General features: G+C 63.0%; 35 protein-coding genes. 17 read left to right on the top strand and 18 right to left on the bottom strand.

Features of this window, described 5'->3' with window-relative positions:
* The first annotated feature begins 14 nt into the window (after positions 1-14).
* Positions 15-251 carry a hypothetical protein gene (locus AB4099_RS18945; RefSeq protein ID WP_441479175.1) on the top strand — a complete coding sequence of 79 codons (237 nt, stop codon included), beginning with the start codon at positions 15-17 and terminating at the stop codon, positions 249-251.
* On the opposite strand, the gene AB4099_RS18940 is transcribed toward AB4099_RS18945, so the two are convergent.
* From AB4099_RS18940 to AB4099_RS18925, 4 genes are read right to left on the bottom strand one after another with little or no spacing between them, the layout of a single operon-like run.
* Positions 248-1,030: a phage head morphogenesis protein gene (locus AB4099_RS18940; protein ID WP_441479174.1), complete on the bottom strand. Its 783-nt coding sequence runs from the start codon at positions 1,028-1,030 to the stop codon at positions 248-250. The two genes, AB4099_RS18945 and AB4099_RS18940, sit on opposite strands and share 4 nt — an antisense overlap.
* On the bottom strand, positions 1,027-2,613 hold the full coding sequence (locus AB4099_RS18935; protein WP_441479173.1) for a DUF1073 domain-containing protein: 1,587 nt from the start codon (positions 2,611-2,613) through the stop codon (positions 1,027-1,029). Before AB4099_RS18935 ends, AB4099_RS18940 begins: the two co-directional genes overlap by 4 nt.
* Complete coding sequence (terL, locus tag AB4099_RS18930) at positions 2,610-4,160, bottom strand: phage terminase large subunit (protein ID WP_441479172.1); 1,551 nt, start codon at positions 4,158-4,160, stop codon at positions 2,610-2,612. Before terL ends, AB4099_RS18935 begins: the two co-directional genes overlap by 4 nt.
* Positions 4,078-4,539, bottom strand: coding sequence for a terminase small subunit (locus AB4099_RS18925; protein ID WP_441479171.1), 462 nt, complete (start codon positions 4,537-4,539; stop codon positions 4,078-4,080). The genes terL and AB4099_RS18925 overlap by 83 nt, the downstream gene beginning before the upstream one ends.
* Before the next feature lie 914 nt (positions 4,540-5,453).
* Between AB4099_RS18925 and AB4099_RS18920 the strand changes: the two genes are divergently transcribed.
* Both AB4099_RS18920 and AB4099_RS18915 read left to right on the top strand, forming a co-directional pair.
* A complete protein-coding gene (locus tag AB4099_RS18920; RefSeq protein ID WP_441479170.1) occupies positions 5,454-5,744 on the top strand; it encodes a hypothetical protein in 291 nt (96 codons plus the stop codon).
* A complete protein-coding gene (locus AB4099_RS18915; RefSeq protein ID WP_441479169.1) occupies positions 5,741-6,319 on the top strand; it encodes a hypothetical protein in 579 nt (192 codons plus the stop codon). The genes AB4099_RS18920 and AB4099_RS18915 overlap by 4 nt, the downstream gene beginning before the upstream one ends.
* A gap of 41 nt (positions 6,320-6,360) precedes the next feature.
* Here AB4099_RS18915 and AB4099_RS18910 read toward each other — a convergent pair whose 3' ends face one another.
* From AB4099_RS18910 to AB4099_RS18850, 13 genes are all read right to left on the bottom strand, one after another.
* Positions 6,361-7,188 carry a hypothetical protein gene (locus AB4099_RS18910; protein WP_441479168.1) on the bottom strand — a complete coding sequence of 276 codons (828 nt, stop codon included), beginning with the start codon at positions 7,186-7,188 and terminating at the stop codon, positions 6,361-6,363.
* Entirely contained in the window at positions 7,185-7,484 is a 300-nt protein-coding gene (locus AB4099_RS18905) for a hypothetical protein (protein ID WP_441479167.1), read from the bottom strand. The genes AB4099_RS18910 and AB4099_RS18905 overlap by 4 nt, the downstream gene beginning before the upstream one ends.
* 122 nt (positions 7,485-7,606) lie before the next feature.
* The gene (locus tag AB4099_RS18900) at positions 7,607-7,879 is read right to left on the bottom strand and encodes an HU family DNA-binding protein (RefSeq protein ID WP_441479166.1); all 273 of its coding nucleotides are present in this window, start codon (positions 7,877-7,879) and stop codon (positions 7,607-7,609) included.
* A gap of 66 nt (positions 7,880-7,945) precedes the next feature.
* Entirely contained in the window at positions 7,946-8,245 is a 300-nt protein-coding gene (locus AB4099_RS18895) for a hypothetical protein (protein WP_441479165.1), read from the bottom strand.
* On the bottom strand, positions 8,242-8,631 hold the full coding sequence (locus tag AB4099_RS18890) for a hypothetical protein (RefSeq protein ID WP_441479164.1): 390 nt from the start codon (positions 8,629-8,631) through the stop codon (positions 8,242-8,244). The genes AB4099_RS18895 and AB4099_RS18890 overlap by 4 nt, the downstream gene beginning before the upstream one ends.
* Before the next feature lies 1 nt (position 8,632).
* Positions 8,633-9,505: a hypothetical protein gene (locus tag AB4099_RS18885; protein WP_441479163.1), complete on the bottom strand. Its 873-nt coding sequence runs from the start codon at positions 9,503-9,505 to the stop codon at positions 8,633-8,635.
* Positions 9,502-10,926 carry a replicative DNA helicase gene (locus tag AB4099_RS18880; protein ID WP_441479162.1) on the bottom strand — a complete coding sequence of 475 codons (1,425 nt, stop codon included), beginning with the start codon at positions 10,924-10,926 and terminating at the stop codon, positions 9,502-9,504. The genes AB4099_RS18885 and AB4099_RS18880 overlap by 4 nt, the downstream gene beginning before the upstream one ends.
* Positions 10,923-11,189, bottom strand: a complete 267-nt coding sequence (locus AB4099_RS18875) for a hypothetical protein (RefSeq protein ID WP_441479161.1) — start codon at positions 11,187-11,189, stop codon at positions 10,923-10,925. Before AB4099_RS18875 ends, AB4099_RS18880 begins: the two co-directional genes overlap by 4 nt.
* Positions 11,186-13,792 (bottom strand): DNA methyltransferase, encoded by a 2,607-nt coding sequence (locus AB4099_RS18870; protein ID WP_441479160.1) that lies wholly within the window; start codon positions 13,790-13,792, stop codon positions 11,186-11,188. Before AB4099_RS18870 ends, AB4099_RS18875 begins: the two co-directional genes overlap by 4 nt.
* Complete coding sequence (locus AB4099_RS18865; RefSeq protein ID WP_441479159.1) at positions 13,789-14,121, bottom strand: LexA family protein; 333 nt, start codon at positions 14,119-14,121, stop codon at positions 13,789-13,791. The genes AB4099_RS18870 and AB4099_RS18865 overlap by 4 nt, the downstream gene beginning before the upstream one ends.
* Positions 14,121-14,684, bottom strand: coding sequence for a hypothetical protein (locus AB4099_RS18860; RefSeq protein ID WP_441479158.1), 564 nt, complete (start codon positions 14,682-14,684; stop codon positions 14,121-14,123). Before AB4099_RS18860 ends, AB4099_RS18865 begins: the two co-directional genes overlap by 1 nt.
* Positions 14,684-15,283, bottom strand: a complete 600-nt coding sequence (locus AB4099_RS18855) for a hypothetical protein (protein WP_441479157.1) — start codon at positions 15,281-15,283, stop codon at positions 14,684-14,686. The genes AB4099_RS18860 and AB4099_RS18855 overlap by 1 nt, the downstream gene beginning before the upstream one ends.
* Before the next feature lie 297 nt (positions 15,284-15,580).
* Positions 15,581-15,895 carry a hypothetical protein gene (locus tag AB4099_RS18850; protein WP_441479156.1) on the bottom strand — a complete coding sequence of 105 codons (315 nt, stop codon included), beginning with the start codon at positions 15,893-15,895 and terminating at the stop codon, positions 15,581-15,583.
* A gap of 253 nt (positions 15,896-16,148) precedes the next feature.
* On the opposite strand from AB4099_RS18850, the gene AB4099_RS18845 reads away from it, so the two are divergent.
* Positions 16,149-16,412 (top strand): hypothetical protein, encoded by a 264-nt coding sequence (locus AB4099_RS18845; protein ID WP_441479155.1) that lies wholly within the window; start codon positions 16,149-16,151, stop codon positions 16,410-16,412.
* A gap of 158 nt (positions 16,413-16,570) precedes the next feature.
* Here the strand turns inward: AB4099_RS18845 and AB4099_RS18840 are convergent, their stop codons facing one another.
* The gene (locus tag AB4099_RS18840) at positions 16,571-16,780 is read right to left on the bottom strand and encodes a transcriptional regulator (RefSeq protein WP_441479223.1); all 210 of its coding nucleotides are present in this window, start codon (positions 16,778-16,780) and stop codon (positions 16,571-16,573) included.
* A gap of 84 nt (positions 16,781-16,864) precedes the next feature.
* Between AB4099_RS18840 and AB4099_RS18835 the strand changes: the two genes are divergently transcribed.
* From AB4099_RS18835 to AB4099_RS18775, 13 genes are all read left to right on the top strand, one after another.
* Positions 16,865-17,614 carry an XRE family transcriptional regulator gene (locus tag AB4099_RS18835; RefSeq protein ID WP_441479154.1) on the top strand — a complete coding sequence of 250 codons (750 nt, stop codon included), beginning with the start codon at positions 16,865-16,867 and terminating at the stop codon, positions 17,612-17,614.
* Between the two features lie 424 nt (positions 17,615-18,038).
* On the top strand, positions 18,039-18,398 hold the full coding sequence (locus tag AB4099_RS18830) for a hypothetical protein (RefSeq protein ID WP_441479153.1): 360 nt from the start codon (positions 18,039-18,041) through the stop codon (positions 18,396-18,398).
* Entirely contained in the window at positions 18,398-18,619 is a 222-nt protein-coding gene (locus AB4099_RS18825; protein ID WP_441479152.1) for a hypothetical protein, read from the top strand. Before AB4099_RS18830 ends, AB4099_RS18825 begins: the two co-directional genes overlap by 1 nt.
* The gene (locus AB4099_RS18820; RefSeq protein WP_441479151.1) at positions 18,619-18,942 is read left to right on the top strand and encodes a hypothetical protein; all 324 of its coding nucleotides are present in this window, start codon (positions 18,619-18,621) and stop codon (positions 18,940-18,942) included. Before AB4099_RS18825 ends, AB4099_RS18820 begins: the two co-directional genes overlap by 1 nt.
* The gene (locus tag AB4099_RS18815) at positions 18,939-19,127 is read left to right on the top strand and encodes a hypothetical protein (protein ID WP_441479150.1); all 189 of its coding nucleotides are present in this window, start codon (positions 18,939-18,941) and stop codon (positions 19,125-19,127) included. The genes AB4099_RS18820 and AB4099_RS18815 overlap by 4 nt, the downstream gene beginning before the upstream one ends.
* A 34-nt stretch (positions 19,128-19,161) precedes the next feature.
* A complete protein-coding gene (locus tag AB4099_RS18810; RefSeq protein WP_441479149.1) occupies positions 19,162-20,190 on the top strand; it encodes a hypothetical protein in 1,029 nt (342 codons plus the stop codon).
* A 113-nt stretch (positions 20,191-20,303) separates the two neighbouring features.
* Positions 20,304-21,533, top strand: a complete 1,230-nt coding sequence (locus tag AB4099_RS18805; RefSeq protein ID WP_441479148.1) for a recombinase RecT — start codon at positions 20,304-20,306, stop codon at positions 21,531-21,533.
* Positions 21,534-21,536: 3 nt separating this feature from the next.
* Entirely contained in the window at positions 21,537-21,974 is a 438-nt protein-coding gene (locus AB4099_RS18800) for a hypothetical protein (protein ID WP_441479147.1), read from the top strand.
* Complete coding sequence (locus AB4099_RS18795) at positions 21,971-22,483, top strand: HNH endonuclease (protein ID WP_441479146.1); 513 nt, start codon at positions 21,971-21,973, stop codon at positions 22,481-22,483. Before AB4099_RS18800 ends, AB4099_RS18795 begins: the two co-directional genes overlap by 4 nt.
* Positions 22,480-22,722: a hypothetical protein gene (locus AB4099_RS18790; RefSeq protein ID WP_441479145.1), complete on the top strand. Its 243-nt coding sequence runs from the start codon at positions 22,480-22,482 to the stop codon at positions 22,720-22,722. Before AB4099_RS18795 ends, AB4099_RS18790 begins: the two co-directional genes overlap by 4 nt.
* On the top strand, positions 22,722-23,168 hold the full coding sequence (locus tag AB4099_RS18785; protein WP_441479144.1) for a hypothetical protein: 447 nt from the start codon (positions 22,722-22,724) through the stop codon (positions 23,166-23,168). The genes AB4099_RS18790 and AB4099_RS18785 overlap by 1 nt, the downstream gene beginning before the upstream one ends.
* Positions 23,165-23,470, top strand: coding sequence for a MerR family transcriptional regulator (locus tag AB4099_RS18780; RefSeq protein ID WP_441479143.1), 306 nt, complete (start codon positions 23,165-23,167; stop codon positions 23,468-23,470). Before AB4099_RS18785 ends, AB4099_RS18780 begins: the two co-directional genes overlap by 4 nt.
* Positions 23,467-23,961, top strand: a complete 495-nt coding sequence (locus AB4099_RS18775; protein ID WP_441479142.1) for a 5' nucleotidase, NT5C type — start codon at positions 23,467-23,469, stop codon at positions 23,959-23,961. The genes AB4099_RS18780 and AB4099_RS18775 overlap by 4 nt, the downstream gene beginning before the upstream one ends.
* Positions 23,962-23,964: the final 3 nt, after the last annotated feature.

Genomic DNA, 23,964 nt, shown 5'->3' with positions numbered 1-23,964 from the left:
TATCGTGGGACTGCATGACCGAGCCGAAATCCGATCCGATCGAAGTCATTGAGGCGCTCAAGGAGCTGGCCCGCGTCAGCTTTGTGAACACGTTCCCAAACATCCCAGAGGACGACACGATCGAGGGCGAGGCCGCGATCATGATCGGCGAAATGATGGACGACTTCCGGAAGATCGCAGCAGGGGCGCCGGATAGCGCCGCGATCGCCCAAAGCTGGGTCGATCGGGTTTTCGACTACGGCGAGGACTAGTCGTCCTTCAGGATGGGTTCTGCATAGCAGCGACAATTCCAGATAGCGCCGGGCAGAGCGTGATGCCCTGGATCGCACTCTGGCGGGTCGCTCCATGCGAACGCCTGGCCGTTCAGCGAACGATGTGACGGTCTGACATCGCTGTCGCCTGCCGTCCGCCAGATGAAGTGCGTTGAGCCCACGCTCTCGGCCCGAGCCCGTGTCAGCTCAGTCGAAGTGCGAGAGACTTCCGTGCGGGCAATCAGCTCGGCCCGGCCCCGCGTCACTTCGCCGGTTTTCATAATCTCGTCGGCGATCTCCCCCGCGCGAGTACCGTTGGTGATGCCTTCGAGCGTCAGTTTGTGGACGCGATCAGCGGCTTCTGTCGGCAGCGACGTGATCAGCGAAACCTGATCCGCCAGCCGCTTCCGCAGCAGGGTACCGGTGGGGGCATTGGCGATTTCCCGATGGACGGCGGTCCCCATTTCACGGGATACGGCCTTCCAGGCCTTGCGATCACGAGCAGCGACCTCAGCCACCATGCGACCGCCGACCGAACCGGCCCAGCCTTCAATGGTGATCGCGTACCGCCGCAACGCCCGCTCAACGATGCCGGCCGAAGCCGGATCATCCGCATCGAACAGGCCCGTGACGAGATCGCCGATATGGCGAGCGACTTTGCGGAGCTGGCGAGAGTAAGAGAGCTCGGCTTTGCGGGCCCGCAGGAAGGCGCTCTTGGCGCTCGGCGGAACCTTGTCGAAGGCAAGTCGAACGCCCCCTACCCTCTGCCGCCTGCTCACGCCGCCTCCTGAAGGTCTTCCGGCCTCTTTGCCTGGGAGTCAGGCACGTCGCCTTCCCCCGGCGCGGGCAATGGCACGTCTTCGACATCGAGGCCGGCGTAGGGTGAGCCCTCCTCGCTTGCGAGGCGCTTCCGAACATCGAGCGGCTCGAGCACGCCATTTTCGACATAGACGGCGTCCGTCTCAGCCTCGGTCTTGCGAACGCTGGCAGCAGCCTCCTCATCGAGCGACCAGAGCGGCTCGAAAACGAACCCGATATCTGGATCCACACCATCGAAGAGGTGCATCTGGATGAGGTTGATCACCGTGGTCAGATGCGGCCGGAAGAACTTCTCCTGATAGGCGTTGATGCCGTCATAGAAGACGCGGATTTCGCCTTCCGACGAGGCATTGAGCCCCGATGGCGTGATGCCGGTGAACTTCACCAGCGGGATGTTCGCCACCGAACACATATGCTCCTGGCTCTGCGCCTGGAGCTTGTCGAGCGTCCCGAGCGGGGTCGAGACGTTGAAGAACTCTTCGGCCGGATCGTTTGGCCCCGCGCCCTTGTTGAGCACCATCGTGCCGCGGTTGTCGCGGAGATTGTTGAACAGATCGACCCGACGGAACAGCTGATCGCCCGCGTCGGGGGCGCCCCCCATGGTGTTCAGGGCGCCGGCGAGATCAATCTTGATGCCGCTGACCGAGAACGAACTGATCAGGTCCGCGACGCTCTGCCGAGTCCGCAACCAGTTCTCGACATAGGGCCGCGCCATCTGTGACATCGACAGGCCGCCGAAGGAATAGGCCGGCTTGAGCAGGTCGGGCACTTCCCGGCCGATGAAGGTCAGCAGCCGGGTCGCGTGGACCTGCCTGCCCTGCACATACCAGGCTGTGGGCTTGTACCAGTCGGGGAGCAGCGGATTGGTCGTGTTGTAGCCGGCTGGATAGCACCACACTGCCTCGACAGTCTGAAAACCCTTGAGGCTGCCCTTTGCGACCTTCGTCTTGGTGGTTTTGCCCTTCCCGTCGCCGATGGCGGTCTTCAGCTCGTCCTCGTCATCAGTCGTCCCCAGATCAACGTAGAGGTGGCCGCGGCCGAAGAACCCGTCCTGCTCGGCGACCTTGCCGAACATTTCGCGGATCTTGAAGCTGTCCAGCGCTTCGTTGATCGCCGCAATCTTGTCGGTCTTGTCCTCCGCGTCCTTGCCGCCCGTCGCGGTGACCCTGATCCAGCAACGGGTCATCTCCGTCGCGATCGTCTCCGAGATCTTGCGATATTCCGGCCGCTGCGCGAGCTCCGCCAGATGCGGGAAGCCGAGCCAGGCTACGCCTTCGGAATAGACGCCTGTCTGGCTCGCCAAAGCCGCCCAGCTGACGCCGGGCATTTCGTCCATGGCGATGCCGCCGCTCGGGAGCACGCCTGGAGGCGGGGCCGCAGGCTTGAACACGTCGACCGCAACAGGCTCTGCCGGCGGAGCGACGCGCGACTGCGCCACAGCTTCGGCACTCACGCGCAACGGCTTGCGGGCCAGCGCAGGAGCTTCCGGCGAAGGCTGCGGCGGCCGTGCAAGCCAACGCTTGATCCGATCGCGCAACTTCACCGCCGTCCGCCCATCATCGCAGACCGGGCCAGGACGTCGTCGCTGATGATCAAGGGGCTTCTCACAGTCATTAGCCGCCCGAACGCGCCGGAGCTGGCATCCACCTGGTCCTTGAACGAGCCGCCTGGGAACAGGCAGAGTTCGTCGAGGTAATCGTCATTCCATGCGCCAGCGACGAGATAGACGTTGCCGGCCTCACACTGGACCGAGAACGGTTCAGCGCGTGTGACCTTGTCGCCCGTCTCTGGTTCCGCGTGGGCGCGGTAGCCGGCCAACATCGCGATCATGTCCCGGCTTTGAACCTTTCCGGCCTGGCCGGGATCCTGGGGTAAGCTGATCACGACTTCCTTGCCGTCGGTTTTCGCGGTGCTCTTGATGAGCTTGCGAACCTCAGGGCCTTCGATCTGATCCTTGACGACGTGTCCTACGATGAAGGTGCCGTCCGGTGCTCTGCCGAGTTTCACCCCAGCCGTGCGCGCTGCGCTAGCACTCTTCGTCGAGGCAAGGTCCCAGTGGCGAACCCATCGGGTGCCTGCCGGCGCCTGGCGGATGATTTTGTCTTCGAACCATGCCCGCTTGAAGAGGCCGCCCTCGCGGGGCGTCGGCCGCTGCTGATATTGGCCGGCATAGGCGTAGGAGCCCATGCCGGTTTTCAGGCTTTCGACGGTCTCGCGTGGAAACCTGACCGGGTCGAGAAGATCGCCGTCCGTGGTACGCGGATCCTCGAACCCGATTTGGGTTCGGCAGCGGCGCTCCGCCTCGAACTCCATGGGCAGGCAGAGATGGACGTAGCCCATCCCCAGCTTGATGATCGTCCCGGAGACGTCCTCAGCGTGGAGACGCTGCATCACGACGACGATCGCGGATCGCTCCTGATCGTTGAGCCGGTTCAGCGCGCCCTCTCGGAAGCGCCGTGTCGTGGTCTGCCGTTCCGCAGCGCTTTCCGCCGTCTCAGTTGAGTGCGGATCGTCGATGATCAGCCGATCGCCGCGCTGCGAGGTCAGCGACCCGAATGCGACGCCTTCTCGGCTTCCGGTGAAATTGTTGGCGAACGAGGTCTCCCCTGCCCGCGGCAGAGTAATTTCAGGCCAGAGCGCCCGATACCAATCCGACAGGATCAGATCGCGGCATTTCCGGGTATCGCGCTTGACCGGACCGTCGTTGAACGAGGTCGTCAGGTACCGCATCGAGCGGTGACCCATCGCCCATTCCCAGGCCGGCCACATCACGCTGACGATCAGCGATTTGGACGAGCCCGGCGGGACATTGATCAGCAGCCGGTTTATCCGGCCGTCCGTCACCGCCTCGAGGTGCGCGCAGATCGCGTCGAGGTGCCAGTTCCAAACCAGAGCCGCATTCGGCTCCAGAACCCGCCAGGCTTCGCGGATGAAGCCGGCCAATGTCTGACACCTGGCGCGGATGCCCTCGGCGTCCTTCGCTACCCTGTCATGCTCGCGAAGAAGCTCACGCCTCCTCCGCTCCGCTCGGATCTCCTGCAGTGTCGGCAAGCGGACCGAGGATGGCCTCAAGGCTACCGAGCTCGTCATCTGAGAGCTTGGTGAGATCATAGGTGCCGATCGATCCGGAGTGCTTGTGCTTGTCGACGATCAGACCGAACAGCTTGGCCTTTCCCATCGAAGCGGACACAGCAGCGCTTGTCTGCTTCTCCGCGATGGCGAGAACGCGTGCTTCCTCGAGCTCAGCAGCGATTGTTTCGATGGTCACCGTGGCCTTGCGAGCGGCCTTGGATTGAAGCTCGGCGATGCGCTTTGCGACCTTAACATCGCTTAACAGACGCGACGCCGCGGCTTCTGCCGAGTTCCCAGAAGCCCCGTATCCACTGGCTTTATAGGCGACGCTGGCCGGGGCACCCTTAACAATTGCCTGTGCGAAAGCTTCATGCCGGGCGTTGGTCAGAACCGGCATGCCGCGATGTACCTTTGATGTCTCGACTACGGGCAGCCGCTACACGTCGCCGTCCCACTGTTTCACCTGACCGCGCTTAAGCTGCGTGAGGCTGATGTCCACCGCCGACATCGGCTTGACGGCTTTGATTCTGGACCCCGGTTCGACCCGGTGGTCATTTCTCACTGCGTCTTCGGCCTCAGGCTCTGTGTCAAACCCGACGCAGAATATCATCGTGAACGGAGCGCCGCCTGGGATGACCGAGCGAACCTCTACCACCCACCCTTGCTCAGCAGAATCTGACATGTGTCCCCCCTGTGGTTGCGCGGGGACGATGGCGTAATGCGATCAGGTTGTCACTCTGATGGCGATCTTAGATGGCATCGCCGCTAGTGGGGCCTGGAGCAACGGGGCTGCGAGGCCGTTTGGTGTCGAGCGACACGTTTCGCGACGATGACGATTTGATGCCGTGATTTGGGGGCCCTGACAACCACCCATAATACGAGGCGATTCTTGCAACGCTACAAGATCGTGAGGATGTTGCGCGGCGACATTTTGCGAAGACGCACCATCGTCTTAGGCGCCGCCTGGCGCGCGGCTCTACAGCGGGAGCAGGACATGGATGTCGCGGACTATCGTCCCGTTGCCCTACGCAGGGGAATGCTGTTCGATGCTTGCCCAGATCGATAGGGCGGAGCGCTAGGTGGAAAAGATTGTGAAGGTGTGGGATCGCGATGTGGCGGTCAGCGTGGACCAGCGGTCTAAGACCGTCTGGATTGCGGCTGGCCAATACATGGGCCACAGCATCGAAACGAGGGGCCGATCTGCGAACTCAGCCCTTGCGCTCTGGCGTGATGCCGCAAAGTACAAAGGTGGCTAAGCGGGTCTAAGAATTCCCGCGTTCACGCCGAGCGGAAAGAAACGGAGGGGACGAATTGAACACTGACCCTGAGACCAAGATCAAAAACCTCTTGGACGGATTGAGCCACAGCGGGCTCGTGATCGTCGGCCTTCAGAATTTGTCTACCCATCTTGCGCGGCTCGCTCGATCCTATCCTGGTTTCGAAGCCGAGTTCGAGATCATCCGCGACGACATCATCCGAGAGGTCAAAAACGCAGACATCGCGGGCCCAACCTTCGAGGCTCAAGCCGGAGCAATCGCGAAAGCGCTCGCCACCCTGGAAGAAATGATGGACTTGATCCATCCGAAGAAGCCCGCGAAATGAGCGCCCCGCAGGAGCAACCTCTGGCCGACCTCACAGTCGAGCAGCAGGACTGGCTGCGATATTGGAAGGAAGCTCGGGCCGCTGCCGAACCGTTCGAAAAGCGCGCCGTCGAGTATCACAAGGCAGGGGTCGAATTCTCAAAGCTGCTGGTCACCAACCTTTTCGTACTGAACGCGGGAGGCCTGGTCGCGATACCGGCCCTGACAGCGTTTCTTGGCATCGGCGCGCTGCCGCCGGCGGATAGAGGTTTTGTCGTCGGGCTGGCCGCCGCTGGGTTCGGTAGCGGGTTGCTGTTCGCCGCTCTCTGCGCGCTCGTGACCTATAAGAACTACCACACGTTCGTAAGCGGCTGCGAACTTGAAAGAAATCGGGCTCTTTTCGATGTGAACTGGCTTCTCAAGAGAAACGGTCGAACGCTGGAAGAGTCTCAGAAAGAGAGAGACGAGATCGGCACCCAATTGGCCGCAGTTGAGAAGAAGATCGGCCGCACCTACGTCGCCGGACATGTCTTTGGGTGGCTATCGATCATGGCCTTCACGGCCTCGTCCGTATGGTTGGCGACCCGATTACGCTAGACATCGTCCACGCGCGGCCTCACGGCATCAGGCTCTCCTAGTTATCTGACTGCAACCGCGGCCCGCCGGAGCCCGCCGGCGACGGCCGCCATGGCGATCTTGCGTTGACGATCGAGGCTCGTCCTCGAGAGGACGCGGCCAGGGACGGCGTCGTGGGGCTTAAAGCGGTACGGTAGGCAGTTCATCGCCTTGCAGCGGGCCCCGAGGTCGGCATGGGCGGCTTTGATCAACTGGTCGTGACGATCCTTTGGTGCCGAAGCCAGCTTTGCATTGAGGGCCTCGACGATATCGCTAGCGATCTGCCGCCGCAGCGCAGCCCGCCACTGGTCTGCGATCGACCTGCAATCTCCGGCGCCGTTTTCTCCGCGGCCATGCGGATCCTCGTTGGCGCGGCGCATCATCTCTGATGCCAATGCTGTCGCCCGCTTCTTTCGCTGATGGAGCATACCGTTCATGTCGCGATGGGTGGCGCTGGCATAGGCCCACAGCATCAGAGCGTCTGAGGCGAGCGGCATTCCGTCGAGATGATCCATCGGCCAGCGGAGGGCCTCGTTCATGCGGGAAACCTCATCGGATGATGGCCGCGCCGCCATAGCCTGCTGCCTTTCCCGCTGCGCCAGCTCGCGCGCCTGCTGATCGACCAGGTCGGCGTATTCCTGGACCATGGCGGGCCAGCCGTTTCCGAAGCGCCCCGGGCCGACCCGGCCGCCAGACCGGCTCAGGATCTCGAAGGCCTCAATCAATCGGGCTCCGACGTGTTCCGGCGTCCATTCCGTGGGGATATCGCCCTCCCCGACCGCGGCGATGCGTGACTGCATGTCGTCGACAAGCCCGAGGAACCCGGGGATGCGATATTCGAGATTTCTCATGTTCGGGTTCCTGTCGGGAGAGCGAGCTTGCCGAGCTTGCGGCGGGCGTGGTCGATACCGTCGTCAAGGACGACGCGGGTGATGCGGTCGATCATGGTGGCGGGGCTAACTCCGGCGTCCTCGGCCAGCTCGATGATGATCTTGGCGCGGCGCTCTGCGACGAAGAGGCCGAAGCGACGTGAGCCGGAGCGGGCGAGCGTGATGCAGAAGCGCCTGGCGATGGCCCTGACACGCTGCGGGCTGATCTCGCCGATGACGGCCGCGATCTCGGCGCTGGTCATGCCTTGCGATGCCATCGCAGCGATCTGCGGGGCACGCTCCCTTGCGCTCTTGTGTTTCGACCGGTCGATCAACGGTTTCGCCTCGGATGTAAGGCCGGCGAGACGATTCCCGCCGGCCGGTTCGTGCTGATCGGCGGTCACGCGACCGCGTCGGCGAGTTCCTTGGCGACCTTGAACTTCACGACGTGCTTCGCCGGGACATTGATCATGGCGCCGGTGGATGGGTTGCGGGCGGTTCGGGCCGCGCGTGCATCTGGCTTCAGCTTGCCGACGCCTGGCAGGACGATCTCCTGCCGCGCCTTCAGGCTGCCTTCCACCGCGCGGCCGAAGCTGGCGAGGACAGAGCTGACATCCGCCTTCGTCTTGCCGGTGTCGTCCGCAATTGCCTGGATCAATTCGTTTTTGTTCATGTTCTGTCTTCTCCGGTATGGCCCTCGCTGGGCCGGGATATCCCGCCGATGGCGGAATGTGTTTGATCAGGCTGAGACAGCGCGACGGTTGCGCCCACTGCCAGTGGATCGGAACATTTTCGCGCTGCGCGGCAGCGGCTGCCGGCCGCGGTCCTCCGCCTCGTCCTTGGCTCGAGCAGCCGCTATCTCGGCCGCGACCTTGGTCGGGAAGATTTCGGCGACAGGCTTACCGTTCTCGCGGGTGACCGCGTCCGGTACCTTCACCGTGCGGACGCCGACGCCCGGCGCCTGATAGCGAGCCAGCCAACCGGTGCGGTTCGGGTGCTGCTCCGCCCAGAAGTCTCGCGGGATGCCGTTGCTGGTCATGACGCGATCCGCTTGATGCCGAACGCAGCGTGCAGACGCGGGGGGCAGATCGCAGAAAAGCTCGGACTGTCAGGTCCCTGCCCCCAATGCGGGTTCCATCGTCCGTCCTTCCATGCGGCAGCCCGGAGCAGCCACATGTCCTCGACTGCCTTCATCGCGGTTGATGGCTGGCGCTTCACGACACGGCCGACGATGGCGGTGGAAGGCAGCCACTGGCCGCCCTCGTGCTCCGGCGCTTCGCCGCGAACCAGGCTGACGATGCCATCGTGGATCGCTTCGGCGGGGTAATCAGCCAGCGCTATCATGTAGGCCCCAATGACCTGCTCAGGATTGGCGCGGTCCTGCGCTGGAAACGACGACAGCAGCAGGGTCAGATCAGCTTGCAATTCACGCTTTGTCGGCAGGCGAATACGCTCCGATGCGGAGGGGTTGTTGGGCGCTGGCAGTTGGCTGGTCATCGTCAAACATTCCGTTCATGGCATTGAGCAATCGATCTGATGGAGAAGGGCGCCGGGGCGCATCGCGGCTTCCGGTCGGACCGGCGCGCGGCAGGGATTCCTGAGCTTTCAGGATCCAGTTTTTGTAGGTCAGGCCCCAATCGAGCTTGATGGCGTTCTTGCCAGCGGCTGCTGCCCAGTAGTTCTTGAACCGCTCAGTTTCGGTTCGGCAGGCCCGATCGTCGTTGAGCTTTTCCCTGGCGTAGGCCTTCAAGGCTTCATCCGGCCACCAATCTTCTGGCAGGCGAGAGCCTCGCTTTCGGGCCTTCCGAGAGGCCTCGCCAACGACGTCAATGCCCGATGCCTGCGCGGCCCGAAGAGGCGAAGTCTCTGAGGGGATTTCAGTGTTTTCAGTGCCTTCTAGTTTGTCCCGGTCTTGTCCCGCTCTTGTCCCGGATGTTGTCCCGCTCTTGTCCCGGTCTGGTAGAGACACCCGTTGATAATCGCTGTAATTACAGATAGTTATGATAGGCGTTCTTGTCCCGGTTTCCGATCGGAGCATGTCCCGATTTTCGAGCATGGTCAGAAAACGGTCGACGCGGGATTTCGACCACTGCCAGGCCTCCGCCATGAACCGGATGGAATGGCAGAGCTGACCGCGCTGCAAGGCGATGATCTTGCCGTCGGCCCGCTTGCTCCGCTCCTTAAACGCGGCCTCGGCGACCAGCCAAAGCCACGCCTCCCGCTGTGTAAACGGTTCGGGCTGGAAGGCTGGATGATCGAAGATGCCGCGATCGACGGCAAAGACACCGCGCTCGCTCATGACCACCTCTGCTGATCGGCGAGGATGGAGCGGCCCGGATCGCACCAGAGCGTGGCGCGGCCGGTCGAGCCCTGACGGGATTTCTCGATGCCGATCTCGATCTGATTGCGAACCGCGGCCATCATCTCGATCGCGGCGGGATCTTCCGAGCGAAACGCTTGGGACCGCTCGAGGTAATAGGCCTCGCGGTACAGCATCAGGACGGCGTCAGCGGCTTCCTCAAGCTCCCCAGAGGCGCGCAGGTCCGAGAGCATCGGGCGCTTATCGTCACGGGCCTCGACGCCGCGATTGAGCTGGCAGCAGAGAACAACGGCACAGCCGAGTTGCTTCGCCATCACCTTTGCGCCGTTGGCAATTTCGCCGAGCTCTCCGACGCGGTTGCCCTGGTGGCGGCTGGAGCCCTTCACGATCTGCGCGTGGTCGATGATCACCAACGATAGGGGCGTATCGGCCCGCGCCATGGTGGCGGCCTGTTTCTTCGCCGCCAGATGGATGTCTTGGATCGTCAGTGCTGGCGTGTCGTCGATATGGAGCGGCAGCTTCTCCGCCTCGGCGCTGGCCCAGATGAACTTCTCCAGCTGATCCTCGGTGAGCTTCCCAGCGAGGACGTCGCCGTAGACCGGGCCTCTCCCACCGATGCGCTCGCAGATGATGCGGGCTGATATCTCGCTGGCTGGCACCTCGAGCGAGAAATAAATGGCGCCTTTGCCCCTCGTGGCCATTTTGCCGCCGAGCGCGGAGGCGACGAGGGTTTTGCCCTGGCCGGTTCGCCCAGCGAGGATGATCAACGATCCTGGGGCCAGGCCGCCCATCGGAAGATGCTTGTCGAGATCAGAAAGCCCTGTGGCTGGCGGACGCTCGCGAGTGCCTTGGAGCATTTCTTGAGCCGCGAGGCCGACGGCCGCGGCAATCTTCCCGAGGCTGCCCCTCGTCGATCCTGATCGCTCTATGGCGCTGTCGCGCAGCCCATCGACCGTCTCGATCAAACTCCTGGCGAGCGTCACCGAATCGGCGCCGGCGACTTCGTCACGCGCCTTGTCTGCGGCGTCGAACACCCGGCGAATGACCCATGCCGACCGAACGATCGACGCGTATTCGGCCAGCGAGTTGGCGCGCGCCGCCTCTGCCATGATCTTCGCGAGGAAGGCTCCGGGGCTCGCGCCCTCGCCCACAACGAGACCGGCACCACCCTGCAGAACGGTACGATGATCGATTGCCCCGCCGCGCGAGACGATGCCCTCAATGCGCTGCCAGAGCGAAGCGCAGCCCAGATCACCGAAGTGAGCAGCTTCAAGGCCAGTCTGGAGAACCGACCCCAGAGCCTCGGGATGAAGGATCACGCCGCCGATCAGTGCCGTCTCAATCTCGACGATGCTGTCAAACCAGAACTTGATCTGGTCGACCTGGGCATGTGCGTTCACAGCCGCGCCCTCCCCTCAAGGAAGCCGACGAGGACGCCCATCACGAGGCTGAAATCGAGAGGGCTGACGAAGCCGTTCCGCTCGACGCGACCGAGCGCCATTTCGAGCGCGACAGCCGGTGATTTCCGCCCGCAATCGAAGTCGGGGTTCAGATTGGCGTCAGTGGTCCATGTGATCTTGGCGTCTCCCGCGCCATAACGATCCGTGGCGAGGATCAAGTTGAAGCCGACGGCTCCAATGTCGACGACGATGGGAGTGCTCATGCCGCTTCCGCATCGTTCAGAACGTCGAAGAGATCGGGAATGGAGATGCTTCGTTCAGTGGCCTCTAAGACCTTCACACCATCCAGGAAGTAGCCCGAATTCAATTCGACAGACCGGCCGCAGCGCCGGAGCCTGATGGCTCGCATCGGCACCGTGAAGAGGCCGCCGAAGGGATCAAAGACGAGCTCTCCTGGCTCGCTCCAGCGCTCGATAAGGCGATCGACAATATCGAACTGCAGCGGGCACACATGCTGCTCCCGCCCCTTCGCCGCCTGCGTGGTATTGAGCGTCAGCATGCGGTTGACGTCGGCCCACACATCATCGCGGTTCGTCCCGGGATGCAGCGCCATATAAATGGATGGTAGGCGCTGACGTTCGGCGAGGGCTTCGCCGATGCGGACATGCGTCTCGAAATCGTAGACGCGCCCGGCGCTCGCTTCCCGGAATACCTTCGGAAGCAGGTTGGGATCGATCGCCATCAGCTCTTCCGGCGTCATCAGCCGGTTGCCGGAGGATCGCCAACGCGCATGCGCGTCGAGCTGCCAACGCGCCAGGCTGTAATCGACGATCCGCTTCTGAACCGGATCGTCGGCATAACCCTTGCTGCGATCGGTCTGGACCTTCCGGAAGAGCAGCACGAACTCCGGCGAGCCGACGCCCATCTTCGTGCCATCCTTCCGCATCTCGGAATATCCGAGGCGATAGGTCTGGTTGTTCTCACGAACGACGTCGGTATCGATGTAAATCAGCCCAAGATAGGCGAGGCCGTGCTTGGCGTAGTGGCCGATACACTTGGCGTGGAACGGATTGACGGTCGGAAAGCCCAGCCCTGTGACGTTGCCGAATAGGATCCTGTCTTTGACATGGATGCAGGCGAGCCGGCCGGGCTTCAGGATCCTGATCAGCTCCGGCGTCAGATAATCCATCTGCCCGAAGAAGTGTTCGTCGTCGTCGGTATGGCCGAAATCATTATAGCTCGGCGTATATTCATAGTGGTTGCTGAACGGGATCGACGTGACGATCAGGTCGACCGAGTTATCAGCCATCGACCGAGTCTCGGCGACGCAATCATTGTTCGCCACCTGCCAGCCGTCGCCGTGCGCCTCGATGCGCTCGACGCCGATCGCGCGGGTCAGTTCGGCAGAGAGATTGAGCGGGTTGAGCCCATACTCACGGATGATGTCTGACATGGTGGAGACGAGCCTGTCGTGATCGGCCCATTTCGCCTGCAGGTCGCGCACGACCTCCCGTTCGCTCTCTGCGTGGATGATGTCGATCTCCACGGTGTTGAGCTGCAGGAAACGCTGGATGCGGTGAATGGCCTGGATGAAATCGTTGAACTTGTGCGAGACGCCGACGAACACGGCCTTGTGGCAGTAGCGCTGGAAGTTGCAGCCGGAGCCGGCAATCACCGGCTTAGCGGCGAGATGGCGGAACTTGCCATCGGAGAAGTCGATGATGGTCTGCTCGCGCGCGTCGAGATCCTGCGAGCCGAATACCGAGCGCACGCCTGGCACTGCCTTCTCGATCGCGCGGCGCTCGTCCTCGAGGTCGTGCCAGAGCAGCCGATGCGCATCCGGATCCTCCGCGATGATCGACGCCATCCTGTCGATGCGCGCTGGCAGCGTGTCGCGCCGCTCCTTTGCCTCCTGCATCAGCCCGCGCGCGCCGTCGCGGAACAGGATGCCCTGGCCGTCGCGGTTCTCGCCGGCATCGGCAAGGTTGGTTTGGACCTCGTGCCAGCGCACGATCATCTCAGGGAGAGCGTAGCCCTCATCCGAGAAGCCCAGATCGGAGGGCCGCTGCACGAAGCAGGCCCAGCTGTTCACCCAGAGCCAGAACTCGCGTTCCTTGTGCGGGTAGAGCGTAAGGTTCCCAGCTTCTGAGCTGTCGCGCTGGAAGAATCGCGTCAGGGCCTGGCCGGTATCCATCACCCCCAGGAAGCCGGCGTAATGGATCAGCTCCTTTGTCCGGTTTGGTGATGGCGTCGCGGTCGCGACGAATCGGAAGCGGACGTTGGCGAACAGCGACAGGAAGGTCTGGAAGGTCTTGCTGCCGAAGCTGCGCAGCACACTTGCCTCGTCGAGGCTGGCGACGTCGAAGAGCGCAGGGTCGAGCTTGCCGTCGCGGACGCTCTCATAGTTCGTCAGGTAGACGCCGGGTCCGTCGACATCCTCGTTGCGCCGAATGAAGCGGACCGACGGCGCCCGCTCCGGATGTCCGTCGAGCCAGGCTGCGAGTTCCGCCCTCCGCTCATCGGTTATCCGGGGATGTTCACCTGTCGAGAGCACATGGGCGTCGCGCTTGAACTCCTGCCGGACGCCCAACGGCAGTACGATCAGCGCGCGGGCCTGCCGGCCGCTCTCGCGCAGAATCCGGCCGAGGGCGATCCGCGAGACCTCAATCTGCATGAAGGTCTTGCCGAGCCCGAAGGCGCAGAAGATCGCCCGCCGGCCGCCGCGCACGGCCCAACGCACAATCGCGCGCTGATGCGGCAGCAGGATCGGGTTGATTTCCTCGGGCGCGACATCGAAGCCAATCGCTGGCGCCAAGCGCACCTTCGCCTCGAGGAAGACGCGATACGGATCAGTGAGTGCGTTCATGGCCGCCCCCGCAGAAGGCTCTGCGCAGCCCGCTTGTCGAACTCCTGGCGGGATATCCTGATGTTGCGGCAGTAGGCTTCGATCTCAGCCTCGAGCGCGGGCGACAACCCGGCTTGCTCAATGATCGTTATGCTGCGGGCGGTCCCTGACACGCGGCGGACGAAGCCACGCTCTTCCAGGCGATCGATCATCGCAGCGACGGCGCCGCGAGATCTAATACCCAAAGCTGTGGCCATTTCGGCGTAGCTCGGCGCGCAAGCATTCCGACGGGAAGCGGACTGGATGAAGGCCAGCAGCTGAGCAAGCCGCGGTGTGAGCCCCTGCCTCATCAGGCGACGCCTCCCAGCAGCGCGACACCAGCAGGCCGCCGGCGGGCATAGGTCGCGACGCCGAAATCCCAGCAGCAGATGGCGTCTGAGCGGTCGCGCTTAGCTTTCGGGAGCACATATTCGGTGTAGCCGAGCAGGTGGCATCGCTCGGCGACGAGCTGCTTGATATCCTCGCTGGAGCCCTTCCGCTTTCGACCTTGGCCGATGAAGTGCAGGCAGGCTGTCGAACGCGCGACGCGCTCAAGACGAACATGGAAGCGCTTGCAGAAATTGAAGAGGCCTTGGTCAAGAGAGACCGCGACCATCGCGGCGTCATCTGACTTCTGGCCAGCGATTGGAAGCATCGCTTCAGCAATGATGAGTTCGGGCTTTGCGTACTGGGGGAGCGGCTTGATGAAAGTCTGCGTCAGCCACGCCTCGATATTGTAGCCAGCCATTTGAAATGGCTCGTGCGGCTTGCGGAAGCGCATCGAAAAGCTCTCCAACTGCGAAGGATGGTTGATGCGGGAGTCGCCGATGGCGACCCCCGTGACGGTTCCGAGGTCGAGGCCGACCGTGAACATCAGTGGACGCGCGAGAACGTGCCGGCGCCTTCGGCGTCGCCGCGCTCTTCTTCCTGTCGCCGCAGGAAGGCGGGGCGCAGATCGGCGTCGTCGTCATCCTCGCCGGCAGGCGGAGGGGGCGGTGGCGATGCAACCGTCGTGGCCTCACCCGGCTCATCAGCTTTGGCCTTCCGGCCGCGCCTGGGCTTTTCAACTGCAGAGGGATCGACGGTCGGGAGGTCGAGGGCCTTGGCCGCCTTCTTGCGGTTGGCAGCCTCGGTCAGGTTGGCCTCGAAGCGCTTCAGGGATTCGTCGTGGGGCAAGCCGCCGGGCGCAGTATTGAGGTTGGGATCGGGCTCGACAGCGGCGCGATCCCCCTGCTCGCCTTCGTCGTGGCCGGCCGTCTGGTTGGCCATGTCGGCCAGGTTTCCGACGTGCCCCTTGTCCTTCGTGACCTCGCGATAGATGTCGAGCGCCTGCTGACAGTGCGCAGCGGTATCATCGGCCCGGATCTCGTTGTTGCCGTGGATCTTGAGCAGCATCTCCAGCAACGCCATCGACTTGGGGTTGCCGTTGCCGACCTCGTAGAACGACTTCTTCCGCTCCTTGCTGGCGGTCATGTTCTGCGTGGCCTTGTCCTTAGCGACAAGGCTCTCGCGTGCGATCGCAAGCATCTGCGCCTGCTGTGGAAGTTTGGTTGGTTCGCTCATGGGGCATCTCCGTTTGTGCGGTCGGTTGAGTTTGCGCCCCCCGGCGATTTCTGATTTTCCAAGGCGCTGGCCTGCTCGTGGCACCAGAGCGCGCGTGCTGAATGACGATCACTCCTGCGCAGCGCACGCCGCGCCAGCCGCGAGAACACGGCGAAGCCAAAGGCATAGGCAGTGGCGAGAAGGCCCCGCATGGCCTCTCCTTCATGTTCAGACGCCAAGGGCGTCGAGTTGGGATTGAATGCGACGCTGCTCGGCGCGAAGGGCCTCATGCTGTGCGCGCCGGTGGGCTTCATCGAGCCAGGCCGGAGCCTGTGGGTAGACCGCGACGAGGAAGGCGGGGCCGTACGCGAAGATCAGGCGCGAAAGGCCAGCCCACGATGGCTTCGCAACGCCCTCGAGCCACTTCCGGACGGTATCTGCCGGAATTCCCGTATCGTAGGAGACGTTGTCGGCAGTCTTCGCGGGATACAGGCCCCGCAGAAAATCAAGCGCCCGCTCGGGGCAGGCTTGGGGAAAGCTCACCCCAGCCTTTCCGTTTTTCCGTCCAGTCATTCCTGACGCCCTCTGTGATGTTGGGTTCACAGACGGAGCGGCGGCCTTCGAGGGGCGAGCGACGTCGGAAGATGCGGATTTCAGGGGTTTGCGGTTTGCAGACCGCCCCCCACCAGAATGAGAGGATGGAACCGATGCCAGAGAAGCAGACAGGACCACCATGTCAGGCCCTCTTTTCGATGAGAGCGCCGCCACAAGATCCGATCGCGGGAACGATCAGACGATGAGCCGGATGCTGAAAGTCGATGAGGGCCTGGTGCTCACCATGCTGGAGACGATGCGCAGGAGCGTCATCGCGCTGGCATGCAGGGGCTGTCTTGCAGAGGACGATATCACCCTGCTCGTGAGCGGGGCGATGTCCGTTACAGCGCATGGTCGGAACACCGCGCTTCATATCAAGCTCGACCAAATTGAGGCTGATGGCTATCGAGCCGCGAAGGAGTTTGCCGCGACATCAGCGGGCTCCTGCGGCAACTATGAGAGCTAGGACGATAGGCGCCGAGGCTAGGACCAATGCCAGCCCGATCCCCGCTCCGATCGCGATGCTGGTGAGCGTCCGCGTCATCGGGGCACCACCAGCAGGACCGGCAGAACCGCCATCGCAAGCCCGAGCAGCGAATATGCCGAACCGCGTACGGGCCAACATCACGCGGCTCTATCGTCGGGCTTTGCGCCGAAAATGTCGGGCCGAAGATCATGGCGAGAAACGCCGGTGATGCTCTCGACCTGCAGGACGCGCGCCGCCGGGACCCGCTTCCACTGGGGGATAGCTTGAGACGAAATCCCAAGGGCTCGGCTAAGGGCGACGGGACCGTCAGCGGCTTCGATGGCTCGTTTAAGGGCGCTGTTGCTCATAGCCTCAAAAGAAAGCACGACTTGCTTTTTAAAGCAAGCAATACTTTCATTGCAGCCGAAAGCGCCACTCTTACAGTGCGCCTCATGGAAAAAAACGAGCTCGGCCACGCGCTACGCGCAGCACGCAAGGCAAAAGGCCTGTCAATGGCGGAGCTCGCCGAGCAGCTGGGCTTCAGCACGGCGGCCATTCAGCAATGGGAGACAGGCAAAACAAAGCCGAAGCCGAACAACCTTGTCGAAGCTGCGCGGGCTCTTGACGCAGATCCGAGGCGACTCTTGGCTATCCAGGCGAAGCTGCATGGAGCGACCGAAACGCCCGAGACCCCCTCGACTGTCGAGACACCCGAGACCGGCTATCGGGCGACGCCAAACGCGACCCCTGATCCGGCCCCCGCCCTACTCCCGACCATTTCTTCCGCCCCTCGCGATATTGAGGAGCTAGGAATTACAGTTGGCGGCTTCGCGGACGACGATAGCGCGTTCGAAATGAACGGCCAGGTCGTCGACATGGTGCCACGCCCGCCGGGGATTGCGCACCGCAAAGGCGTCTTCGCTCTCCGCGTCGGCAACGAAAGTATGATCCCGAAGTTCGAGGACGGCGAGCGGATCTATGCTGAAAAGCAAAAGCCGGCCGTGCGCGATTACGTCGTTGTGGAGCTGTACCCTCGCGAAGAGGGGCGGCCCGGGAAATCCTTCGTGAAGCGCCTTGTCAGCATGGACAGCAACCGCGTGGTGGTTGAGCAATTCAATCCTCGCGGCAGGCTCGAGTTTGATCGGCGCGAGATCAAAGACATCTTTCGAGTCATCCCCTGGGTGGAGCTACTGGCCTTCTAATCCGCCCGCCATCTGAATGTAGGGATGAGATCGAGATTCCGGCCCGGGCGCCCCAGCCTGCGGCAGACAGAGCACACGAGCTTGGGCCGAAGGGTCATCTCACAGTGCAGACCCTTGCTCATGAAATCGGCAAGCGCAGCGGGCCCGGCTCGATGGCTGTGCCCGCAGTCATGGCAATAGATGTTTAGCGCGTCAAAATCGGCGAGCCCTAACTTCTGAGGCTGCGGGTATGAGCTAACGAGGCCGCTCATGACCAATCCTTTCTGTTCCGTTTATGTTCTCATTTAAGGCAGAGGGCCTGACACGAGTCGAGTCTGATTCGCGAGATGCGCATAAAAGAAAATACAAGTTCGACTTACATTGACGCTTGCAGTAAAATAAAAGCCGTGCTTACATTCTCTCCATATTCATTGGAGAGACGGCCATGGCCCGCATCCACGATCACACCGTTTATCTCAGCATCGGCAGCAACGAGATTGCGTGCGAACTGACGTTCACGGTCACGCCGGGTTTTGCCGGCGACCGGGTTGATCCGCCCTACCCTGCTCAGTGCGAAATCCGCACGGCTGAAGTTGTCGTGGTTGAGCAGGCCCCTTTCGGTCAGCAGCCGAAGGCGAGCCGTGCGGATGCGCCTCAGTGGCTCATCGACGTCATCTCGAACGATCCCGACATCCACTCGGACATGCTCCACGAGGCCGGGGCCGACTCCGACCGGGCCGACGACATCCGCGATCAGCTTCGCGATGACGCGCTCACCTCCCGCGAAATGGGGAGGGCCGCGTAATGGCTTGGACAGCCGATCAAATTGCGTCCGAACTGGACGGGATCGCCGCCTCCGACGAGGCGTTGGAAAAGCGCATCACCCGCCTGCTGCGGAACTGCCCGCCCGACGCGAGGGCGAAGCTGGAGGCCACGAGCCTCGGCTCCGAGAGCCCACGAGCTGCCGACGCCAAGCGCGTCGCTGACGAACTCGTCCCACCCGTTCCGATGAAGGGAGCCGCGTGATGGCCCCGATCACCTACTTCGTGCCTGCCGTCGACCTGAACGAGGCCCGCGACATCGCTTATGCGGTCGATGCCGGACGCCTCAAGTATGCCGATCACTATCGGAGCGAGGAAGCCGCGGAGCGCATCTGCCAGCACTTCCGGCGGCTCGGCTGCACTCCCCGCCGGGTGTTCCCGATCATCATCGACCGCACCACGACCCACGACGGTAGCATCCCGGTCGCGCGCCTCGTCGACAGCGCCGGAGAGATCGCTGCAGTTCTGGTCCTCTTCGCGATGGGTGCCGCCGTCGGCTTCGCCAGCATGCTCGAGGTGTTCGCATGAACGGCGAAGCCGCTCCTGGCATCGCGCCCTCCTGGCTGCTGGCCGTGCTGTTCGCGGCGATCGTCGGCCTCACGGCCTACGCCTTCCTCCGGGCGATCTACGACGCCCCGATCGATTGGGAGCAGGACGCTTCCAACGATCAGCGCCGCCCCATCGAAGACATCGCCCGCGACGCAGGGCTCTGAAACCAACCGCACACATCCCAGCAGGAACGAAACCATGAGCCAAGCAGCGATTGCGCCCCGCAAAGACTACGACTGGTGGCGTGCGGCGGTCAGCGGCCGGCGCGGAGAACTCGTCGTCGGTGAGTGCGAGTGCGGCTACTATGCGGAAAAGAACCGGATCCCGGTCGCTATCACTCGCGAGGGAGATGGATCGCTCAAGGCATGGATCGGCGACAAGGCCAATCTGCGCACGGTTGCGGCGGATGCAGGCTTCGCCGAGACGCGGTTCTCGTTCTTCTGCACGAAGCCGGTCGCCTATGAGCATTATAAGGCGGCCTTCGATGGCAAGGGCTGGCCGTGGGAGGTTCCTGATCCGGACGCCGATACCACCCGCGCCGAGAACCCCCGTGCGGTGCCCGGCAACAATGAGCCGCCGGAAGACCTGACCCCTGATCAGGAAATCGCGCGCAACGTTGCCGCGCTGGAAAAACAGGTGAAGGCTTGGCTCGAGGAAATTGGCGGCAAGCCAACGACCAAGATCCAGGCTGACCTCGTCGCAAACTATCGCGAAAAGTTTCTGGCGTTCGAAAACGAGGCCGAAGCGAAGCGCTCAATCGAAAAGAAGCCGCATTGGGACGCAGGCAAGGCCGTCGATGCGAAGTGGAATCCCATCATCGACGGGGCCAAGACGCTCAAGGGCCAGCTTTGGGACATCGGGCAGGCCTACATCAAGGCCGAGAACGCCCGTCTCGCTGAGGAAGCCCGCGTCGAGAACGAGCGGCTGGCGGAGGCCGCAAAGCTCGCCAAGGCCCTGAACCCTGAAGCGCCGCCTGTCGAGGTGGCACCCGTCGTCGCCAAGACCGTTTCGATCGGCACCGTTCGCCAGGTCAGCGAGAAGAAGGGCGGGCAGGTCGTCCTAATCGAGAACCTCGAAGCGTTCGCCGGCTATCTCGGCAAGATCAACAACGCCGAGATCCGCGCGCTGGCTGAGAAACTGGCCACCAAGATGGCGAAGGTCGGCGTCCCGCACATGCCGGGCGTGACCGTCGACGGCAAGCCGCGGCTGGCGCCAGACGCAGCCTAATCCCCGCCAATCGAACCGAAAGCCTCACAATGAACGCTCAGACCCCATCCACGGCACTTACCAACGTCGAGCCAGCTCATCCCCGTGTCGCGGGGCTCGGCGCCGGCGCCGTCATGGCGATCGTGCCGCAGACGTTCGACGATGTCTTTCGGTTCTCTCAGGTGCTCTCCAGGAGCGGTCTCGTTCCGTATGGGATGAACACCGCCGAAAAGGTCTCGGTGGCGATCCTCACGGGACTGGAACTGGGCATCAAGCCGATGCAGGCGGTCCAGGGCATCGCCGTCATCAATGGCGCGCCTAGGATTTGGGGCGATCTGGCGCTCGGCTTGGTGCGTGCTTCGGGCCTGCTGGAAGAGTTCTCCGAAACCTACGAGGGCACGCCACCTGTCGACTGGGAGAAGCCGAAGGGCGACGAGCTCCAGTTCAAAGCGATCTGCCGCGTGAAGCGGAAGGGAGAGGCCGCAGTCATCTCCGAATTCTCCATTGCAGACGCGATGACCGCGAAGCTTTGGCAGAAGAAGGGCGGCCAGAACAACGACAAGGACACTCCGTGGGTCACTAACCCGAAGCGGATGATGAAGATGCGGGCCCGTGGCTTCAGCCTGCGGGACACCTTCACCGATGTGCTCAAGGGGATGACCCTCGCGGAGGAGATGATCGGCGACGACGTCGATGATGCCGATTTCAGGCCGGCTCCTGATCGCGGCCCGCCCCCTCCGCCTCCTGCTCCCGACGCAGAAGACGCAACCATCATTTCCGAGACCGCTGCCGGAGCTATCCCCCCCGGCCAACCGGCAGCGCAGGACGTCGGGGCATCGCTTGGCAATCCCGCCGAGAATGCTCCGGCGTCCGCCGAAGATCAGGGGGAACTGATCGACCCGAACGATATCCTCGCCAACCTGATCGACATGCTGGCGCTCGCTAAGGACGCGGCGACGATCGAAGAGGGTTACGCGCATCTCGATGTCGAAGCCGAGCTGGCTGGGTTCGAGGGGTACGTCGAGAAGGCCCGGGAGGTGAAGGCGTCGCACCTGGCGCGGGTCGAGAAGCTTGCCGCCGGTACGGCCGGTCAATGCGCGGAGGCCGGCGCACCGCCGCCACCGCCGATGGACGACGACATCCCGGCCGGGAACGCAGAGCGAGTCATCAATACTGCCGCGGATTACGAGACGGTTCTGACCGAGAAGCTGACGGCCGCGACCAACGTCGACGAATACGAGGTGGTTCGCGCGTGGTGGGGTACGACGCGCCCTCAGCGTCACGCCCTCGGCATCACAGAACACGCCGACATCGCCCGACTGCAGGATCTGTTCAAGACCTGCAAGACCCGGCTCGGGATCTGACCCATGCAGCGCGGAGACGAAATCCTTGCGAGGTGGGACGGCCGGGCTCTCCGCGCCGTCGGCGGACGGGATCGCGACGCCATCGCGGCCTTCCCAACCGACACGGTATTCTCGCTCAAGAAGTGGGAGCCTGGCACTCAGGCCGCACGAGCATTTGTCTCTGTCTTCCTGAAGGTGTTCGCCGAGGTCCACCCTGATCCGAAGATGACCGACCAGAAGCTCAAAACTGCTCTGAAGACGGAGCATCACTGGGTTGATGGCGTCGTGTTCGACGCAGCCGGCGGCGAAGCTAAGCTGAAATCGATCGGCAAGATGGATCGCGACGAGCTCGCGATCTTTACCGAGCAGGCCAAGGCGCTCGCTGCCGAGCTTGGCCTCGATGTCGAGGCGCTTGAGCGCGAAACCATGGAGCGGATCAAGCCGAAGGCGGCGCGGTCATGAAGAAGCGCCCCGCGTTCAAGCTCGACACTTTCAAGTCATGGCTGACCGAGTGCGGCGCTGTCATTCAGCCCCCGACAAGCCAATGGGAAATTCTTCGCGTCCAGACTTGTGACGGCGTTCAGGTCGTCTATCGGAACTCGAAAGAGGTTCAGACATGGCCGGAGTCGCTCATCGTTGCCCGTGAGGCCTTCGAGCGCGGCAACCGCATGAGCCTTTCGCCCGACATGAAGGCGCGAAAGAAGCTCCGCCATCTGATCGAGGATCTAGCGGCGCGAGACGGCCTTTGGTGCTGGTTCTGTGAGGTTGGGTTTCTGACTTCGGACAGCGTCGAGATCACGATCGAGCATCTCGTTTCGAAGTCGCACGGCGGCCCGAACCATCCTTCGAACCTCGTCATCGCATGCAAGCCCTGCAACACCGAAGCCGGACACCTCTCGGTTTCGGAGAAGGTTGGCCTCCGCGACCGCAAGCGTGGCTTTGTCTGCGCAGAGGTTCGAGGCGCAGCATGAAGCGCGCACTTCCCCGTCCCGTCGTGATGAACGGTACCGAGCGCCCGCGCGGGCTCTGGCGGATCGCTGGTGTGGGCCCCTGCGAGTGGATCCTGTCGCATCGCTGGTTCTTCCGGATGATGGGATGCGACTACTTCGCGTCGATTTACACGCCGAAGCCCAACCCGAAGCGTCGCGGAGCTGTTCCGGGCCTCGACCAGCTGCATCCCTATCGACGTGATGATGGGGTGCCTTTCTGATGCGCGCCTCCGATCATCGCAAGGCGATCCCGATTGGCGTGAAGCTGCATTCCGCGCTGCTGCTGCTCGGCTACACGGACGAGCAGATCAAGACCGGCATCCAGTGGGACCATTTCCCGGCGATCACGCTGCGCACGGTGAACGAGGCCGGCGAACTCGTGCCGGCGGTGAACGACCCGCGCTTCATCCGGCCGCTCCTGAAGCCGGAGCACGACATCAAGACCTTCGGGCCGGGAGGCGAGAAGCGGATCACGAGCGCCGGCGGGGACATCCACGCGAACGCTCACACCCGTCGCCTATCGAAGAAGGAGGCCGAGTTCCGATCCCGCGTCCTGGCGAAGGCCGAAGGCGAAGCGCCGCCACCGACGAGGCGGAAGGCGGCGATCCCTTCGCGCCCGCTCCGCAGCAATCCGAAATTCCCATCCGCCAAGAGGAGCCAGCCATGAACACCTACAGCATCAGCCAGATGGCCTTGGACTTCAGCGTCACGCTCCGCACGTTGAGGTTCTACGAACAGCGCGGTCTGCTGTCGCCGCAGCGCGCCGGCTTGGCCCGCGTCTACAGCCAGGCAGACCGCGAGCGCGTCCGTGAGATCCTGGTGATGCGGAAGCTCGGCTTCACGGTCACCGAGATCAAGACCGGCTGCTTCCCGCGCGAGAAGCTCATGGATCAGCTCGCCCTTCTCCGCGATCAGCGCGCGCAGCTCGACGAGAGTATCAGCGAGCTCGAGACCCGGGTGGCGGCATGAGGACGCGTCTCTACCTGGACCTCGACGGCGTGATGGCCGATTTCGATGCGCACTTCCCGGCCGTGTTCGGGCTGGACCATCGTGGCATGGCTGACGACGCCATGTGGCAGACGATCAATGCGCACCCGAGCTATTTCAGGGACATGCCGCCCTGCCCCGGCGCGATCGAGTTCTTTCGGGAAATCGCCCACCTCGACCCGATCGTGCTGACAGCCTGCCCGCGCACGAACTACGCGAACGCGGCAACTCAGAAGCGCGCTTGGGTGCGCGAGCATCTCTCGACCAGCATCACGGTCCTGCCGGTCATGGGCGGCCACAACAAGCCGCTCTTCATGCACGCGCCGAAGGACATTCTGATCGACGACTTCCGGCGCAACACCGAGGCCTGGTCGGCGGCGGGCGGCGTTTCGATCCTTCATCAGGATTTCAGAGACACGCGCCTGCAGCTTCAAACGATCCTCGCAATCCGGAACCGGCGTTCTGCCCGCTGAAAG

The organism is Allobosea sp. 2KB_26, from assembly GCF_052115715.1.
Classification (GTDB): Bacteria; Pseudomonadota; Alphaproteobacteria; order Rhizobiales; family Beijerinckiaceae; genus Allobosea.
This window is presented reverse-complemented; position numbering and strand designations above follow the sequence as displayed.